General features: G+C 65.4%; 18 protein-coding genes. 9 read left to right on the top strand and 9 right to left on the bottom strand.

Going from position 1 to position 16,304, the window contains the following annotated elements; translation table 11 throughout:
- Positions 1 to 47 precede the first annotated feature (47 nt).
- The 5 genes from sigM (at position 48) to A5636_RS20680 (ending at position 4,116) form a co-directional block, all read left to right on the top strand.
- The gene (sigM, locus tag A5636_RS20700; RefSeq protein WP_081287908.1) at positions 48 to 710 is read left to right on the top strand and encodes an RNA polymerase sigma factor SigM; all 663 of its coding nucleotides are present in this window, start codon (positions 48 to 50) and stop codon (positions 708 to 710) included.
- On the top strand, positions 634 to 1,308 hold the full coding sequence (locus A5636_RS20695) for a hypothetical protein (RefSeq protein ID WP_065160504.1): 675 nt from the start codon (positions 634 to 636) through the stop codon (positions 1,306 to 1,308). The genes sigM and A5636_RS20695 overlap by 77 nt, the downstream gene beginning before the upstream one ends.
- A 96-nt stretch (positions 1,309 to 1,404) precedes the next feature.
- Positions 1,405 to 2,400 (top strand): thioredoxin-disulfide reductase, encoded by a 996-nt coding sequence (gene trxB, locus A5636_RS20690; protein WP_065160503.1) that lies wholly within the window; start codon positions 1,405 to 1,407, stop codon positions 2,398 to 2,400.
- Positions 2,397 to 2,741: a thioredoxin gene (gene trxA, locus A5636_RS20685; RefSeq protein ID WP_065160502.1), complete on the top strand. Its 345-nt coding sequence runs from the start codon at positions 2,397 to 2,399 to the stop codon at positions 2,739 to 2,741. Before trxB ends, trxA begins: the two co-directional genes overlap by 4 nt.
- A 154-nt stretch (positions 2,742 to 2,895) precedes the next feature.
- Positions 2,896 to 4,116, top strand: a complete 1,221-nt coding sequence (locus tag A5636_RS20680) for an N-acetylmuramoyl-L-alanine amidase (protein WP_065160501.1) — start codon at positions 2,896 to 2,898, stop codon at positions 4,114 to 4,116.
- Here A5636_RS20680 and A5636_RS20675 read toward each other — a convergent pair.
- The 9 genes from A5636_RS20675 to rpmH form a co-directional block, all read right to left on the bottom strand.
- Positions 4,113 to 4,904: an acetyltransferase gene (locus A5636_RS20675; RefSeq protein ID WP_065160500.1), complete on the bottom strand. Its 792-nt coding sequence runs from the start codon at positions 4,902 to 4,904 to the stop codon at positions 4,113 to 4,115. The genes A5636_RS20680 and A5636_RS20675 overlap by 4 nt on opposite strands.
- Positions 4,905 to 5,200: 296 nt before the next feature.
- A complete protein-coding gene (locus A5636_RS20670) occupies positions 5,201 to 6,184 on the bottom strand; it encodes a ParB/RepB/Spo0J family partition protein (RefSeq protein ID WP_065160499.1) in 984 nt (327 codons plus the stop codon).
- Between the two features lie 3 nt (positions 6,185 to 6,187).
- On the bottom strand, positions 6,188 to 7,120 hold the full coding sequence (locus A5636_RS20665) for a ParA family protein (protein WP_081287911.1): 933 nt from the start codon (positions 7,118 to 7,120) through the stop codon (positions 6,188 to 6,190).
- Between the two features lie 80 nt (positions 7,121 to 7,200).
- Complete coding sequence (gene rsmG, locus A5636_RS20660; protein WP_065160497.1) at positions 7,201 to 7,902, bottom strand: 16S rRNA (guanine(527)-N(7))-methyltransferase RsmG; 702 nt, start codon at positions 7,900 to 7,902, stop codon at positions 7,201 to 7,203.
- A gap of 88 nt (positions 7,903 to 7,990) precedes the next feature.
- Positions 7,991 to 8,551 (bottom strand): protein jag, encoded by a 561-nt coding sequence (locus A5636_RS20655; protein ID WP_065160496.1) that lies wholly within the window; start codon positions 8,549 to 8,551, stop codon positions 7,991 to 7,993.
- A gap of 117 nt (positions 8,552 to 8,668) precedes the next feature.
- On the bottom strand, positions 8,669 to 9,790 hold the full coding sequence (gene yidC / locus A5636_RS20650) for a membrane protein insertase YidC (RefSeq protein WP_155763923.1): 1,122 nt from the start codon (positions 9,788 to 9,790) through the stop codon (positions 8,669 to 8,671).
- Positions 9,774 to 10,127: a membrane protein insertion efficiency factor YidD gene (gene yidD / locus A5636_RS25765; protein ID WP_155763922.1), complete on the bottom strand. Its 354-nt coding sequence runs from the start codon at positions 10,125 to 10,127 to the stop codon at positions 9,774 to 9,776. Before yidD ends, yidC begins: the two co-directional genes overlap by 17 nt.
- A complete protein-coding gene (rnpA, locus tag A5636_RS20645; RefSeq protein WP_065160495.1) occupies positions 10,124 to 10,486 on the bottom strand; it encodes a ribonuclease P protein component in 363 nt (120 codons plus the stop codon). The genes yidD and rnpA overlap by 4 nt, the downstream gene beginning before the upstream one ends.
- Positions 10,487 to 10,507: 21 nt before the next feature.
- Positions 10,508 to 10,651 (bottom strand): 50S ribosomal protein L34, encoded by a 144-nt coding sequence (gene rpmH / locus A5636_RS25760; RefSeq protein WP_019735309.1) that lies wholly within the window; start codon positions 10,649 to 10,651, stop codon positions 10,508 to 10,510.
- 568 nt (positions 10,652 to 11,219) lie between these two features.
- Between rpmH and dnaA the strand changes: the two genes are divergently transcribed.
- The 4 genes from dnaA (at position 11,220) to A5636_RS20625 (ending at position 16,218) form a co-directional block, all read left to right on the top strand.
- Entirely contained in the window at positions 11,220 to 12,698 is a 1,479-nt protein-coding gene (dnaA, locus tag A5636_RS20640; protein WP_065160517.1) for a chromosomal replication initiator protein DnaA, read from the top strand.
- A 522-nt stretch (positions 12,699 to 13,220) separates the two neighbouring features.
- Positions 13,221 to 14,417: a DNA polymerase III subunit beta gene (dnaN, locus tag A5636_RS20635; RefSeq protein ID WP_065160494.1), complete on the top strand. Its 1,197-nt coding sequence runs from the start codon at positions 13,221 to 13,223 to the stop codon at positions 14,415 to 14,417.
- 20 nt (positions 14,418 to 14,437) lie between these two features.
- A complete protein-coding gene (recF, locus tag A5636_RS20630) occupies positions 14,438 to 15,604 on the top strand; it encodes a DNA replication/repair protein RecF (RefSeq protein ID WP_065160493.1) in 1,167 nt (388 codons plus the stop codon).
- On the top strand, positions 15,601 to 16,218 hold the full coding sequence (locus A5636_RS20625) for a DUF721 family protein (RefSeq protein ID WP_081287905.1): 618 nt from the start codon (positions 15,601 to 15,603) through the stop codon (positions 16,216 to 16,218). Before recF ends, A5636_RS20625 begins: the two co-directional genes overlap by 4 nt.
- Positions 16,219 to 16,304 lie beyond the last annotated feature (86 nt).

Here is a 16,304-nt window from a genome sequence, read left to right as displayed (position 1 = left end):
GGGGCGGGTGAAGTGCCGGCCCCGCACCGATTGGTTACGGTCCGGCGGTGAGGTTCTGGGGAGCCAACCCGTGCCAACGAAGCGACGCTGATCTGCTCGCCGCCCACGTGGCCGGCGACCGGGACGCATTCGCCGAGCTGTTCCGTCGCCATCACCGCCAGCTGTACCGGCTCACCCGCCTCACCAGCACGTCCAGCGAAGACGCCGATGACGCGCTGCAGGACGGGATGCTCTCCGCGCATCGCAACGCCGGCTCATTCCGGCACGACGCCGCCGTGAGCACCTGGCTGCACCGCATCGTGCTCAATGCCTGCCTGGACCGGTTGCGGCACAACAAATGCCGGCCGACGGTGCCGCTCGAGGACATTCATCCGGTCGCCGATCACAGCACCGACGTCGAGACGACGATCGTGGTGCATCGGGCGTTGATGTGCCTTTCCGTCGAGCAACGGGCTGCGGTCGTGGCCGTCGACATGCATGGCTATTCGATCGCCGAGACCGCGGCGCTGCTGGACGTGCCCGAGGGAACGGTCAAGAGCCGCTGCGCCCGGGCCCGGGTGCGGTTGGCGCGGCTGCTGGGTTACCTGGATGCCGCCGGCACCGTGACAACCAACATGACGGACACTAGGCCCGATGAGTTCAGCCGAGCACGAGACCGATCCGCCGCTGACGGTCGAGGTCCTGGCCGACCTACAGGCGGGGCTGCTTGACGACGACACGGCCGCCCGTGTTCGCAACCAAATCCGTGCCGACCCGCAGGCGGCCGCGACGCTGCAGGCGTTGCACCAGGTGCGCGGCGACCTCGCGGCCGCCGGTGCGGCATCTGGGGAAGTGTCGGCCGAACCTTCCCGCGCGGCGCACGCGTCTCGCCCCCCGCTGCGGCCGGCCCGAGTCGTTGCCGGTGTCGTCGGCGTGTGCGCGGTGCTCGCGGCGATCGGCGTCGGAACCGCGGCCCTGATCAGCCAGCCGGCCTCGACACCCGGTGCGCCGACCACCGTCGACCACATCACGGTATCCACCCCGGTCCCGGTTATCCCGCTGTCGGATCCAGAGATCCTCGCGTTGCTGCAGCGTCCACCCGACTTCGGCCCACTAAGCGTGGCGCAGCGGGCCTCCTGCCTCGCCGGCCTCGGCTATCCGGCATCGGTTCAGGTGCTCGGCGCGCAACCCGTCGACGTCAACGCCCGCCCCGGGGTGGTTTTGGTGATGCCCGGCGATACCCCCGACACCGTAATCGCCTACGCGGTCGCGCTGAACTGCAGCGCCGCCGACACCGGGCTGCTGGCCAGCACCGCGATCCCGCGCTGAGCCGCCGCACAGTGTGGTGCGTCGCTCTCGGGAACAGCAGTGCCTACGCTGGCGTTCGTATGCTTTGAGATCAGGCTCAGTTTCCGAAAGGCTCGCATGACTGCTTCCGCCGCCCAAGACACCATCCACGACGTGATCATCGTCGGATCCGGTCCCGCCGGGTACACCGCGGCGCTCTACACCGCCCGCGCTCAGCTCAAACCGCTGGTTTTCGAGGGAACCGCCTTCGGCGGCGCGCTGATGACCACGACCGAGGTGGAGAACTACCCAGGTTTCCGGGACGGGATCACCGGACCGGAGTTGATGGACCAGATGCGGGAACAGGCCTTGCGGTTCGGTGCCGACCTGCGCATGGAAGACGTCGAGTCGGTGTCGCTGGAAGGGCCGGTCAAGACCGTCGTGACCGCCGAAGGCGAGACCTTCCGGGCCCGCGCCGTCATCCTGGCGATGGGCGCCGCCGCACGCTACCTGCAGGTGCCGGGGGAACAGGAGTTGCTGGGCCGCGGCGTCAGCTCGTGTGCCACCTGTGACGGGTTCTTCTTCCGCGACCAGGACATCGCCGTCATCGGCGGCGGGGACTCCGCGATGGAGGAGGCCACCTTCCTGACTCGATTCGCGCGCAGCGTCACTCTGGTACACCGGCGCGAAGAGTTCCGGGCTTCCAAGATCATGCTCCGGCGGGCGCAGGACAACGAGAAGATCCGGATCCTCACCAACAAGTCCGTGCTCGGGGTGGACGGAGACGGTACGGTCACCGGCCTGCGGTTGCGCGACAACATCACCGGTGACGAAACGATCCTGCCGGTGACCGGGGTGTTCGTCGCGATCGGCCACGAACCGCGCTCGGGCCTGGTCCGTGGCGCTGTCGATCTCGATCCGGACGGCTACGTACTGGTGAAGGGACGCACCACCAGCACCACGCTGGACGGGGTGTTCGCCGCCGGCGACCTGGTGGACCGCACCTACCGGCAGGCCGTCACGGCCGCGGGCAGCGGATGCGCCGCCGCCATCGACGCCGAACGCTGGCTCGCCGAACAGGAAACGACCGGACACACCGACACCACCGACACCCTGATTGGAGCACAGCGATGACCGACCAGACCGCCACCATCGAGGTATCCGACGCCTCCTTCCGCACCGACGTGTTGTCCAGCAACAAGCCTGTGCTGGTTGACTTTTGGGCCACCTGGTGCGGGCCGTGCAAGATGGTGGCGCCGGTGCTGGAAGAGATTGCCGCCGAACGCTCCGCAGACCTCACCGTCGCCAAGCTGGACGTGGACGCCAACCCGGAGACGGCACGGGACTTCCAGGTGGTTTCCATCCCCACGCTGATCCTGTTCAAGGACGGTCAGCCGGTGAAGCGGATCGTCGGCGCCAAAGGCAAGGCGGCCCTGCTGCGCGAGCTTTCCGACGCGGTGCCCACCCTCGGCTGAGCCGGACGGCGGCGACCTTCACGGCGCCATCTCGTTGCCGAAACGAGTCCCCGATTGGCCTGCGGTTTTCCCGATATTGGCGAGGATCTGAGACAATACCGGTTAACTGCGCTGCGTTTGCATGCGATGTCAATAGTCCCGGAGGGCCCTTGGTATGCCGAGTCCGCGCCGCGAAGACGGCGACGCGCTGCGCTGTGGGGACCGCGGTGCCGCTGTCACCGATATCCGCGCGGCGCTGGCCGCGCTGGGAATGCTTGACAACCCCGACGAAGACCTGACGACCGGTCGGCACGTCGCGCTCGAGGTATTCGACGAGCAACTCGACTACGCGGTGCGTGCTTTTCAGCAGCATCGCGGCCTGTTGGTGGATGGCATCGTCGGCGAGGCCACCTACCGTGCGTTGAAAGAAGCCTCCTACCGGCTTGGTGCCCGCACGTTGTATCACCAGTTCGGCGCCCCGCTCTATGGTGACGACGTCGCGACATTGCAGGCGCGCCTACAGGATCTCGGCTTCTACACCGGGTTGGTCGACGGCCATTTCGGACTGCAGACCCACAACGCGTTGATGTCCTACCAGCGCGAGTACGGCCTGTCCGCGGACGGCATCTGCGGCCCAGAAACGTTGCGGTCCTTGTATTTTCTCAGTTCGCGCGTCAGCGGCGGTTCACCGCACGCCATTCGCGAGGAAGAGCTGGTGCGCAGCTCCGGGCCGAAACTTTCCGGCAAGCGGATCATCATCGATCCGGGCCGCGGCGGCAGCGACCACGGTCTGATCACCCAAGGCCCCGCCGGCCCGATCAGCGAGTCAGACATGTTGTGGGACTTGGCGAGTCGGCTTGAGGGGCGGATGACTGCCATCGGGATGGAGACATTCCTGTCCCGGCCGACCAACCGCGGTCCCTCCGACGCCGAACGTGCCGCCACGGCCAATTCCGTTGGTGCGGACCTGATGATCAGCTTGCGCTGCGAAACCCAGACCAGCCCGTCGGCCAACGGTGTGGCCTCGTTCCACTTCGGCAACTCACACGGCTCGGTGTCCACCATCGGCCGCAACCTGGCCGACTTCATCCAGCGAGAAGTGGTGGCACGTACCGGATTACGCGATTGCCGGGTTCATGGCCGCACGTGGGATCTGTTGCGGCTCACCAGGATGCCCACCGTCCAGGTCGACGTCGGTTACATCAGCAACCCCCGGGACCGCGAGATGCTGGTGTCGGCTCAGGCGCGCGACGCGATCGCCGAGGGCATCCTGGCCGCGGTGAAGCGACTCTACTTGCTGGGCAAGAACGACCGGCCCACGGGCACTTTCACTTTCGCCGAACTGCTGGCACACGAGCTGTCGGTGGAGCGAGCCAGCCGGATCAGCGGCACCTAGATTTCTTTACTGAGTTTTGTGGCGAGTTCTTTGGCGAGTTCGTCGGCGCTGCGCGCATTGCCCGCCGGCACTCCCCCGGCGGATGCCGCACCTACCGGCTGTTGCAGCTGAGCATTCTCCAGCAGGCGCTCCAAAGCGGCCTCGACTTCGGCCTTCCAGCCCAAGCCCTTGTCCAACTCGAGGCGCAGCCGTGGGAAGTACACGTGCGGTGCCACCACCAGAAAGCCGACATCAAGTAAGAAGTCCGCGTCGATGATGCAGTGCTCGACAGAACAGTCTCCGAGTGCTTCCACCACAGGCTGAATGTCGGCGTCCACCGGTTGTTGCAACTCGGTCGCCGCCTGGGTGCGGCCGAACGCTTCGAGCGCCCGCACGCCACGGCGCACCAACTCGTCGATCACCCGAGCGATCAGGTTGTGCGGCAGGTCGTCATCCGCCTGGCCGCGCTCGATACCCATCGACGTCAGCAGCACCGCGTCCGCGGAGACAGGCGCGGTGGGAAACCGATGTGCCCGGGGCACCGCGCGGGGCGGCGCGTAGAGGACATAGCCCAGACAGGGCGGTTCGGCCTGACTCCGTTCATCCGGGATCATCGTCGCGACCTGGCCGCACGAGCCCCACTCCAGCATGACCATCGACAGCCACGCCTCTTTTTCGAACTCCGGGTCGGCGAGGTGGTCGTCCTTGCCCAGGGTCGCGGGATCGACCTCCCAGAAGACGCATCGGCGCGCATGCTTGGGGAGCTGCTCGAAAGCTTCGAGCCGCAGCGCTGTGATCCGAGCTGACACTAGTCTCCTGGCCTCCGGACAGTAATCACGCGGATGGGATCCGTCCGGCTCTTCCGAGGTTGGTATGCACCGGCAACCCCTCAAGGATAGGAGAGTCGGTCGGTTTTGGGCCAGTGTTCGCCCGGCCACTCCAGCCGGACCGCCCGCACCCGATCGTCTCGGTGTCTTGATCTCGAAATAGGTTGCCGCACAGCACGTCTCCGTAGGCAAGGGTCTTCCGGGCGGTTCGCTGCCCGGCTGGAAAACGGGTCGGTGTCACAGTGACGTAATTACAGCGTATGACCGGTCATGGTGTTTCAGCCCTTGTTTGCGGTCATCAGTTCGATGATCCGCTGCAGGTCGTCCACTGAGCCGAACTCCACCACAATCTTGCCTTTACGCTTGCCGAGGGCGACCGTCACCCGAGTGTCGAAGGCGTTCGACAGTCGCTCCGCGACGTCCTGCAGGCCGGGCATCTGGATCGGCTTGCGCCGGGGCGGAGTCGGAGTGACTCCGTCGGCGCGGTTAGCCAACGTAACCGCTTCCTCGGTGGCGCGCACCGACAACCCCTCGGCGACGATCCGACTGGCCAGCTCCTCCTGAGCGTCCGGGCCGGCTTCCAGTGAGAGCAGAGCGCGGGCGTGACCCGCGGACAGTACGCCGGCAGCCACTCGTCGTTGCACGGGGATCGGCAGCTTCAGCAACCGGATCATGTTCGTGATCAACGGACGCGACCGGCCGATCCGCGCGGCCAGTTCGTCGTGGGTGACGCCGAACTCGTCGAGGAGTTGCTGATATGCCGCAGCTTCTTCCAAGGGGTTCAACTGCACCCGGTGGATGTTTTCCAGGAGCGCGTCGCGCAACAGGTTGTCGTCACCGGTCTCGCGCACGATGGCTGGGATGGTGGCCAATCCGGCCTCTTGCGCGGCCCGCCACCGGCGCTCCCCCATCACGATCTGGTACCGCGGGCCGGTCTGCGAGCCGGGCACGGCGCGCACCACGATCGGCTGCAGGAGGCCGAACTCACGGATGGAATGCACCAACTCCGAGAGTGCTTCGTCGTCGAAAACCTGGCGGGGCTGACGCGGGTTCGGCTCGATGTCCGACGGTGTGATTTCCCGGTACACGGCCCCCATGGCAGCGGCATCCGGCAGCGGCCCGCCGATGACGACATCGGCCGCCGCGGATCCCATCCGGGGTCCGAACGCCGAAGAGCCTGACTCCCCTTCAGCCGGCCCCGTCGGAATCAGCGAAGCCAGGCCGCGGCCGAGGCCGCCCTTTCTGCGTGACGGATTGGTCATTCGTCATCCTCTCCCGGCTGGTGGTCGATCGCGCTGTGCAAGTTCGCGGCTGGCGTCGAGATAGCTCATGGCTCCACGCGATCCGGGATCATAATCAATGATCGTCATGCTGTAGCCCGGTGCCTCGGACACTTTGACGCTGCGCGGGATCACGGTGCGCAACACCTTGTCTCCGAAGTACCGCCGCACCTCTTCGGCTACCTGGTCAGCCAGCTTGGTCCGCCCGTCGTACATGGTGAGGATGACCGTGGTGACGTCGAGTTGAGGGTTGAGGTGCGACTTCACCATCTCGATATTCCGCATCAGTTGCGAGACGCCTTCCAGCGCGTAGTACTCGCACTGGATCGGAATCAGCACTTCCGGTGCGGCCACCAGAGCATTGATGGTGAGCAACCCAAGCGACGGCGGACAGTCGATGAAGACGTAGTCGAAGTCGAAATTGTCCAACTCGCCCAACGCGTTACGTAGCCGGTTCTCCCGCGCCACCATGCTGACCAATTCGATCTCCGCGCCGGCCAAGTCAATGGTGGCCGGCACGCAGAATAGCCGTTCACTGTGCGGGCTACGACGCATCGCTTCCTGCAGGGTCACCTCGCCGATGAGCACTTCGTATGAGGATGGTGTCCCAGACTGACGGTCGGCGATCCCGAGCGCTGTGCTCGCATTGCCCTGTGGGTCCAGATCGATGACGAGCGTCTTGAGCCCTTGCACCGCGAGGGCGGCTGCGAGATTCACGGCAGTCGTGGTCTTGCCCACGCCGCCCTTCTGGTTGGCGATGGTGAACAACCGGCGCTGGCGGGGTCGCTGGAGCGGCTCGTGGGTCGTGTGCAGGACGCGCATCGCGCGCTCGGCGGCCGCACCGATCGGGGTGTCGAACTCAACCGATGTTTCACGTGAAACATTCACGGAGGGATTGTGCGCTCCCGACGCCGACATCGCCACCCCCGATGCAGGGACGGGTGCGCCAGGAGTCTGGTTCGGTGTGGGGTTGCGCGACCCGGCGCCGCGACCGAACTTCATACCGCTCCCCTCCCCCGCTGCTTGCGCCGCTTGGCAGTTCCCCGACGGGCGATCACCGCGGTGGCTGGCTGTTCCAGATAGTTCGCGCCACACGTCACCACCCTCACATCGACGGCGCCCAGCGCTTCCATTACACGCCGGTGTTCCCGGACTTCGTCGGGAGCGCGCTCCCCTTTGATGGCGATCATCTGACCGTCGTGCCTGAGCAACGGCATACTCCACTTCGTTAGTTTGTCCAATGCGGCCACGGCTCGAGAAACGGCGGCGTCACTGCCGGCCAGGTGGTCTCGGACGGCGGGCTCCTCAGCACGTCCGCGAACCACCTCGACCGGGAGTCCGAGGTCCTCGACAACTTCACGGAGAAACTCACTGCGCCGAAGTAGCGGCTCCAGTAGCACTACTCGGAGGTCCGGACGGGCGATGGCTATCGGGATCCCGGGCAGCCCCGCGCCGCTGCCGATATCTACCACTCGGGCGTCTTGCTCGACGAGGTCGGCGATGGCCGCGGAGTTCAATACGTGTCGGTCCCAGAGGCGGTCGATCTCCCGAGGACCTAGCAGACCACGCTCCACACCGTCGGTCGCCAGCACTTCTACATAGCGGTGAGCGAACTCGATACGTGGACCGAAGGCGATCGTGGCCGCGGCCGGCGGGGCGGAACTGGCGGGACGCGAATCGCCATGTTTCACGTGAAACATTCCCTTCGCTCTCCGCCCAGCTCCGGCCCCTGCGAACTACAACCCTGTAACTCCGATGATCACGGGATCATCACATCGGGCAAACGGGTCAGTCACGCAGGACGACGACCCGCCGGCTCGGCTCCGCGCCCTCGCTCTCGCTGTGCACTCCGGAGACCGCCGCCACCGCGTCGTGGACGATCTTTCGCTCGAACGGAGTCATCGGAGACAAAGCCTCACGCTCGCCCGTCTCGGCTACCCGCCGGGCCACCTTGTCGCCCAGCGCCGCCAACTCCTCGCGGCGGCGGCGACGCCAGCTCGCAATGTCGAGCATCAGCCGGCTTCGCACACCCGTCTTCTGGTGCACCGCCAACCGGGTGAGTTCCTGCAACGCATCAAGCACCTCGCCGCCGCGACCGACCAACTTGTTCAGGTCGTCGCTGCCGTCGATGCTCACCACGGCGCGGTTGCCTTCGACGTCCAAATCGATGTCGCCATCGAAGTCCAACAAGTCCAACAACTCTTCCAGGTAGTCGCCGGCGATCTCGCCCTCGGCGACCAAGCGCTCCTCGAGGTCGTCGCCCTCGTCAACCGCATCCGCCTGTTCGTCGGCGGTGACCTCGTCTGAATTGATATCGGAGTTCAACTCGGTGGTGTCCGCGTCGGTCATGATCCTGCTCCCCTCTTCCACGGGTGGTATGGCGGCTTGGCGCCGCGGTCTCTTGCCTGTCTCGTTGACTCGGGGCGGACGGGCCACACGCCGAGCCGCACAGTGTCGGCGCGCTACCTAGCGTTTGCGCTTTTTCGGTCGTGCTCCCGGCCGCGGGGTACGTCCCGGGCCGCTGCTCCGGTTACCCGGAGTGGGCTTGTTGGCGGGCAACTGGGTGCCCTTGGCCGGCTTGCCGTCCACTGCGACATCCTCGGTCTCACCCGGCGCGGTAGCGGAGTCATCCGGTCCGGCTCCGTCAACGGCTGCCGGTCCCGGCTTGGATGCCCGCTTCGGCTTGACGCCAGGGGCGGGCGCGTTGGCCGCTCGGCGTTGCAGCACTTCCTGCTTCTTGGCCTCGTCCTCTTTCTCGATCATTCCGAACACGTAGTGCTGCTGACCGAATGTCCAGATGTTGTTGGCGAACCAGTACAGGATGATCGCCAGCGGCAGGAACGGGCCACCGACCACCACGCCGAGCGGAAAGACGTACAGCGCCAACTTGTTCATCATGGCGGTCTGCGGATTGGCGGCGGCTTCGGCACTCTGGCGGGCCACCGACGCGCGGCTGTTGAAGTAGGTCGCCACACCGGCCAGGATCATCACCGGCACACCGACCGCGATCACCGCCGGGCGGCTGAAATGTTCGAACGCGTCCAGCCCGCCACCCTGCGTCATCGACGCTCCGATCGGCGCGCCGAATAAGTTGGCTTTCAAGAAGTTCTGGACGTCTGCCGGGGTGAAGACGTAGTTCCCGATGAGCTTGTTCTGCGCGACCGACATCTGCTGCAACCCGATGCCACCGGTGGTCCGGTTGAAGGAGCGCAGCACGTGGTAAAGACCCAGGAACACCGGGATCTGGGCCAGCATCGGCAGGCAGCCCAGGATCGGGTTGAACCCGTGTTCGCGCTGCAACTTCTGCATCTCAAGCGCCATGCGCTGACGGTCTTTGCCGTACTTCTTCTGCAACGCCTTGATCTGTGGTTGCAGCTCCTGCATCTGGCGAGTGGTGCGGATCTGCCGCACGAACGGCTTGTACAGCAGCGCGCGCAGGCTGAAAACCAGGAACATCACCGCCAGCGCCCAGGCGAAGAAGTTGTCCGGTCCAAGCACAAACGCGAACGCTTTGTACCAGACCCACATGATCCACGACACCGGGTAGTAGATGAAGTCCAGGCTGAAGAAATCAAACAAAAGATCCACTCTCCCCTTGCGTTGCCGGAGCGTCTCCGGCAGCAGTATCGAAGTTGGTCCGGCATTCGTGGCGCCCCGGGATCGGATCCCATCCTCCCCGATGCCACGGGCCGCACTTTGCGAGCCTGGCCACCGCCAGCCAACCCCCCCGAATGACTCCGTACTCGGCCAAGGCATCGACCGCGTATTGACTACAGGTGGGAACGAACCGACACGACGCCGGTCGCAACGGTGACACCATGTGCCGGTAAAGCTGAATGAGATAAATCAATGCGCGCGCCACGGGAGTGCCAACCCTGCCGGCGGACCGCACCGCGCGCGCAGGGCTCCACTGGGCAACGCTCACCGCTCGGTACCCGCCAGTTCGAATGCTCGCCGCAGCCCGGTGCGCAGCTGCTGTTCCAGCCACGCCGACGAGACATGCTTGCTACTTGGCAACGCGCGAATCACCACCTGGTCCAACGGATGCAGACTGTCGAGCATCGGCCGGGCGACGTGGCGCAAACGCCGCGCCACCCGATGGCGCTCCACCGCACAACCCACCCGCTTGGCAACAATCAGCCCGACCCGCGGTCCCGGGGCGTCATCGTGTTGACGGCTTCGACGGACGTGCACGACGACGTCGGGCTGCACCATGCGCATCCCGTACCGCACGGTCGCGTCGAACTCTGACGACCGCCGCATGCGGTTACGTGCGGAAAGCACCGCTAAAAACCCGACCTGCGATCAGGCAGTTAAAGAACGACGTCCCTTACGGCGCCGACCGGACACAATGGCCCGTCCGGCACGGGTACGCATCCGCAGCCGGAAACCGTGAACGCGGGCTCGGCGCCGGTTGTTCGGCTGGAAGGTCCGCTTGCCCTTGGCCACGGCGTTTCTCCTCGGTGTGTTGGCATAACCGTCAGCCCGCTGCTGCTTCGTAGTTCGTCGGGCGGACGCGTTCCCGCTTCCTGGCCGGCGCGGTCCCCGGAAACTTGATCCGGGTCGCAGCCGTATCGCCGACTTTCGGGCGACTGTTCGAGGGTACTGACGAGGCGTGTCCTGGTCAAACCCCGCCCGTCTCAACAGTTACACGGTATCGCCCAGGTGCGCCGGCCTGGATCAAGCCGTTCCACAGCCGGATTTACCCAAATCTTCAGGAATGCCAGCGGAATACGACAGAACTGTTGGCAGCCGCACCTAAAACTGTTAGCTTCTTGCGGGGTAGCATTCAAGCCGCTGTGGAGTTGGGAACTCTGACAACAATGAAGCGAGGATGGCGGATCGACTAGCTGAGCGGACAACCGCATGGTTGTCTACAGCATGAAGATCATGAGCCGTTGCCAAGAGGCTGCGGCACGCCATTGACTTCCTTTCCACATCTGTGGATAACCATGTGGACAGGTGCTTTGTTGCCATCAGCAATTGCACCTCGAGCGTCGGACCAGGAGATGCGTCGTTGACCGATGACCCCGGTTCCGGATTCGCCACGGTGTGGAACGCGGTCGTGTCCGAACTCAACGGTGAATCCGCCAACGGCCACGCGCTGGCCACACCGCTCACACCGCAGCAACGGGCGTGGCTGAACCTGGTGCAGCCGCTCACCATCGTCGAGGGGTTCGCCCTGCTTTCGGTGCCGAGTGTGTTCGTGCAGAACGAGATCGAACGCCACCTGCGCACCCCGATCACCGATGCGTTGAGTCGGCGCCTGGGCCAACAAATCCAACTCGGTGTGCGCATCGCGCCGCCACCCGCCGACGACGACAACGGCCCGGCCGAAAGTTCCGCGCCGATCGCCGAAGCCGACGCGGACGACGACAACGGCGAGACCGTCGTCGGTCCCGGCCAGAACTGGCCGAATTACTTCACTGAGCGCCCCAGCGCTGCGGACTCCTCGGCCGCCGGCGGTACCAGCCTCAACCGTCGCTACACCTTCGACACCTTCGTCATCGGGTCCTCCAATCGGTTCGCGCACGCGGCCACCCTGGCCATCGCCGAGGCGCCGGCCCGGGCCTACAACCCGCTGTTCATCTGGGGCGAGTCCGGTCTGGGAAAGACGCACCTGCTGCACGCGGCCGGCAATTACGCCCAGCGGTTGTTCCCCGGGATGCGGGTCAAGTACGTCTCTACCGAGGAATTCACCAACGACTTCATCAACTCGCTGCGCGACGACCGCAAGGTCTCCTTCAAGCGCAGCTACCGCGATGTCGACGTGCTGCTCGTCGACGACATCCAGTTCATCGAAGGCAAGGACGGCATCCAGGAAGAGTTCTTCCACACCTTCAACACATTGCACAACGCCAACAAGCAGATCGTCATCTCCTCTGACCGGCCGCCGAAACAACTAGCCACGCTCGAGGACCGGTTGCGTACCCGGTTCGAGTGGGGACTGATCACCGATGTGCAGCCCCCTGACTTGGAGACCCGCATCGCCATCTTGCGCAAGAAAGCACAAGTGGAACGGCTGGCGGTGCCCGACGATGTGCTCGAACTGATCGCCAGCAGCATCGAGCGCAACATTCGCGAACTCGAGGGCGCGCTGATCCGGGTGACCGCGTTCGCCTCACTGAACAAGACACCGATCGACAAGGCCCTGGCCGAGATCGTGTTGCGCGACCTGATAGCCGACGCCAGCGGGATGCAGATCAGCGCGGCCACCATCATGGCCGCCACCGCCGAATACTTCGACACCACTGTCGAGGAATTACGCGGCCCCGGCAAAGCCCGACCGCTGGCTCAGTCTCGACAGATCGCGATGTACCTGTGCCGCGAGCTGACCGATCTTTCGTTGCCCAAAATCGGTCAGGCATTCGGCCGCGATCACACCACGGTCATGTACGCCGAACGCAAGATCCGCAACGAAATGGCCGAACGGCGCGAGATCTTCGACAACGTCAAAGAGCTCACAACCCGGATCAGGCAGCGCTCCAAGCGCTGAATCATCGCTGCGCGCAGCATTTTTTTCAAAAAACTTCTCTCCCTCGAGTCACACCCGCATCAGCGCCGCGATGTTGGTAGTCCTGTGCAGAAACCGTTCAAACTCCAGTGCAGCACTGGCCGTCCGGTGTAGCGCGCTACTGAATCCCCAATCGGCCAACAGCACTCCCACAACCGTCCACGTCGTGCTCCACAACCCGGCGTGCCCCCGAACTGCGACAAGGCCATGCTGTCCCCAGATTGCACACCCCTTAATACTGATATTGAGATCTCTTCGTTGTTTCTTCTTTGAAGTACACCCCTGGGGACACTCGCTGGGAGGCGTCCACGGACCGCCCCCAAACCAGGGTTGTCGCCGTTCACGATTAGCTTTCAAGTTGGCCCGAGAAGCTCTACGGTTGTTGTTCGACCGACGTTGCGGTCGTCGTGGCGAATCCTCTGCCATCGGCGTTCCGTCGCGAGAGTCCCCAACGCCGGCGGGGGAGCTGGGCACGCTGGAAACTCACTTGGGTGAAGGGACGCAATGGACGCGGCTACTACACGGGCTGTCACCGACTTGAAATTTCGGTTGGTGCGGGAGTCCTTCGCCGAAGCTGTCTCGTGGGTGGCCAAAAACCTGCCGTCCCGGCCCACCGTGCCGGTGCTGTCCGGTGTGCTGCTCACCGGTTCCGATGACGGTCTGACGATCTCCGGGTTCGACTACGAGGTTTCCGCGGAGGTCCAGGTTGCGGCCGAAATAGCCTCCCCGGGAAGCGTTTTGGTGTCGGGGCGGTTGTTGTCCGATATCACCAGGGCGTTGCCCAACAAACCCGTGGATTTCTACGTCGACGGCAACCGGGTCGCGCTGACCTGCGGAAGTGCCCGGTTTTCGCTACCGACGATGGCCGTCGAGGATTACCCGACGCTGCCCGCACTGCCCGAAGAGACCGGTACTCTGCCCGCGGAGTTGTTCGCCGAAGCCATCGGCCAGGTCGCGATCGCGGCCGGCCGGGACGACACCCTGCCGATGCTGACCGGCATCCGGATGGAGATTTCGGGTGAATCGGTGGTGTTGGCGGCGACCGACCGGTTCCGGTTGGCGGTACGTGAGCTGACCTGGTCGGCGTTGTCGCCGGATATCGAGGCATCGGTGCTGGTGCCGGCCAAGACGCTGGCCGAGGCGGCCAAAGCCGGAACCGACGGCTCGGAAGTCCGGTTGTCGCTGGGCGCCGGGTCGGGGGTCGGGAAAGACGGACTGCTCGGCATCAGCGGTAACGGCAAACGCAGCACCACCCGGCTGCTGGACGCCGAATTCCCCAAGTTCCGGCAGTTGCTGCCGGCTGAGCACACCGCGGTGGCCACCATTGACGTGGCCGAATTGACCGAAGCGATCAAGTTGGTGGCATTGGTCGCCGACCGGGGTGCACAGGTCCGGATGGAATTCGCCGACGGAATGTTGCGGCTGTCAGCGGGCGCGGACGACGTCGGTCGTGCCGAGGAAGACCTCGTCGTCGACTATGCCGGGGAGCCGCTGACGATCGCGTTCAACCCGACGTACCTGACCGACGGACTGGGTTCGCTGCACTCCCAACGGGTGTCGTTCGGATTCACCACGCCGGGCAAGCCGGCCTTGCTGCGGCCGGCGTCAGCCGAAGACGCGGTGCCCTCGGGCAATGGTCCGTTCCCGGCAGTGCCAACGGATTACGTGTATCTGCTGATGCCGGTGCGGTTGCCGGGTTGATCGCTGAGGCGTCGAGGTAGGTGTACGTCCGGCATTTGGCGTTACGGGACTTCCGGTCCTGGGCACGCGTGGAACTGGACCTGGCGCCGGGCCGCACGGTATTCGTCGGCCCGAACGGCTTCGGGAAAACCAATGTTGTTGAAGCACTGTGGTATTCGGCTACCCTCGGCTCACATCGGGTGGGTACCGACGCGCCACTGATCCGCACCGGCGCCGATCGTGCGGTGGTGTCGACGATCGTGGTCAACGACGGCAGAGAGTGTGCCGTGGACCTCGAGATCGCCGCCGGCCGTGCGAACAAGGCCCGGCTGAACCGGTCACCGGTACGCAGTACCCGCGAGATCGTCGGGGTGTTGCGCGCAGTGCTGTTCGCCCCGGAGGACCTCTCCCTGGTTCGCGGTGATCCCGCTGACCGGCGGCGTTATCTCGATGACTTGGCAACACTGCGCCGGCCCACCATCGCCGGGGTGCGCGCCGATTACGACAAGTCGCTGCGTCAACGCACCGCATTGCTGAAGTCCTTGTCCGGTGCCCGGTTTCGCGGCGACCTCAGCGCGCTGGACACCCTGGACGTGTGGGACGCGAGGTTGGCCGAACACGGCGCCCAGTTGATGGCGGCACGGATTGAACTGGTGACTGAGCTGGCACCCGAAGTGGAGAAGGCCTACCAAGTGCTGGCTCCCGAATCTCGTTCGGCGGCAATCCATTACCGCGCCAGCACGGACGCGGTGGTACCCGGTGCCGACGGAGTTGCCGATCGCGAAACGTTGGAAGCCACCCTGTTGACCGCGCTCGCGGCCCGCCGCGACGCCGAATTGGAGCGGGGGGTCTGCCTGGTGGGGCCGCACCGAGACGACCTGGAGCTGCGACTCGGTGAGCAGCCTGCGAAAGGTTTTGCCAGCCATGGTGAATCCTGGTCGTTCGCCGTGGCGTTGCGGCTGGCGGCCTACGAGTTGTTGCGCGCCGACGGCGGTGAACCGGTGCTGTTGTTGGACGACGTCTTCGCCGAGCTGGATACCAAACGCCGGCACGCACTGGCCAAAGTCGCCGAGTCCGCCGAGCAGGTGTTGGTGACCGCGGCGGTGGAAGAAGACATACCCGAGGGTTGGGACGCGGCGCGCATACATGTCGAGCTGCGGGACAGTGACGCAGGGCCGGTCTCGACGGTGTCGGCGGTGCAGGCATGACCGGGCCCGACGACGCGGTGGGCGGGGGCGACGCGGTGGGCCGGGACGATGCAGCGGGCCGGAGCGATGCGGTGGGCCGGAGCGATGCAGCGGGTCAGGACGAGCTGCGCGGCATCGACTTGGTCCGACGGACGTTGGAAGATGCCCGCGCCGCTGCCCGGTCCCGAGGACAGGACGCCGGACGAGGCCGCAACGCCCCGGTCCCCGGCCGACGCGTCGCCGGCGGGCGGCGCAGTTGGTCCGGGCCCGGACCGGACGGACGTGACCCCCAACCGTTGGGTCGGCTCACCCGCAATCTGGCCAAGCAGCAGGGCTGGACGACGCACGTTGCCGAGGGCACGGTCTTCGGGCACTGGCCCACAGTCGTCGGCGAGCAGATCGCCGAGCACGCGACACCGGCTGGCCTCAAAGACGGGGTGTTGAGCGTGACGGCCGAATCGACAGCGTGGGCGACCCAGCTTCGGCTCATGCAGGGACAGCTGTTGGCTAAGATCGCCGCCGCGGTCGGCAACGGCGTCGTGACGTCGCTGAGGATCACCGGCCCGGCGACGCCGTCGTGGCGTAAAGGCCCCCGGCACATCGCCGGCCGAGGCCCGCGCGACACCTATGGTTGAGGACGGTCGACGGCTCGGAGACCGGGTTTCGGCCGCGCTCTGAGAGCCGCCAGAAATTAACTCACCCGCGTCCGGCAGGTCGGGAC

Source organism: Mycobacterium asiaticum (assembly GCF_001673315.1).
Lineage (GTDB): Bacteria > Actinomycetota > Actinomycetes > Mycobacteriales > Mycobacteriaceae > Mycobacterium > Mycobacterium asiaticum_B.
Note: the sequence above shows the minus strand (reverse complement) of the source record. Positions and strands in the feature narration are given on the sequence as shown.

Coding starts and splice junctions, on each gene's coding strand:
- A5636_RS20680 (WP_065160501.1), top strand. CDS start 2,896: ATGCCGAGTCCGCGCCGCGAAGACGGCGACGCGCTGCGCTGTGGGGAC.
- rsmG (WP_065160497.1), bottom strand. CDS start 7,902: ATGTTTCACGTGAAACATGGCGATTCGCGTCCCGCCAGTTCCGCCCCG.
- A5636_RS20625 (WP_081287905.1), top strand. CDS start 15,601: ATGACCGGGCCCGACGACGCGGTGGGCGGGGGCGACGCGGTGGGCCGG.
- A5636_RS20670 (WP_065160499.1), bottom strand. CDS start 6,184: ATGACCAATCCGTCACGCAGAAAGGGCGGCCTCGGCCGCGGCCTGGCT.
- A5636_RS20665 (WP_081287911.1), bottom strand. CDS start 7,120: ATGTCGGCGTCGGGAGCGCACAATCCCTCCGTGAATGTTTCACGTGAA.
- dnaN (WP_065160494.1), top strand. CDS start 13,221: ATGGACGCGGCTACTACACGGGCTGTCACCGACTTGAAATTTCGGTTG.
- A5636_RS20655 (WP_065160496.1), bottom strand. CDS start 8,551: ATGACCGACGCGGACACCACCGAGTTGAACTCCGATATCAATTCAGAC.
- trxA (WP_065160502.1), top strand. CDS start 2,397: ATGACCGACCAGACCGCCACCATCGAGGTATCCGACGCCTCCTTCCGC.
- trxB (WP_065160503.1), top strand. CDS start 1,405: ATGACTGCTTCCGCCGCCCAAGACACCATCCACGACGTGATCATCGTC.
- A5636_RS20695 (WP_065160504.1), top strand. CDS start 634: ATGAGTTCAGCCGAGCACGAGACCGATCCGCCGCTGACGGTCGAGGTC.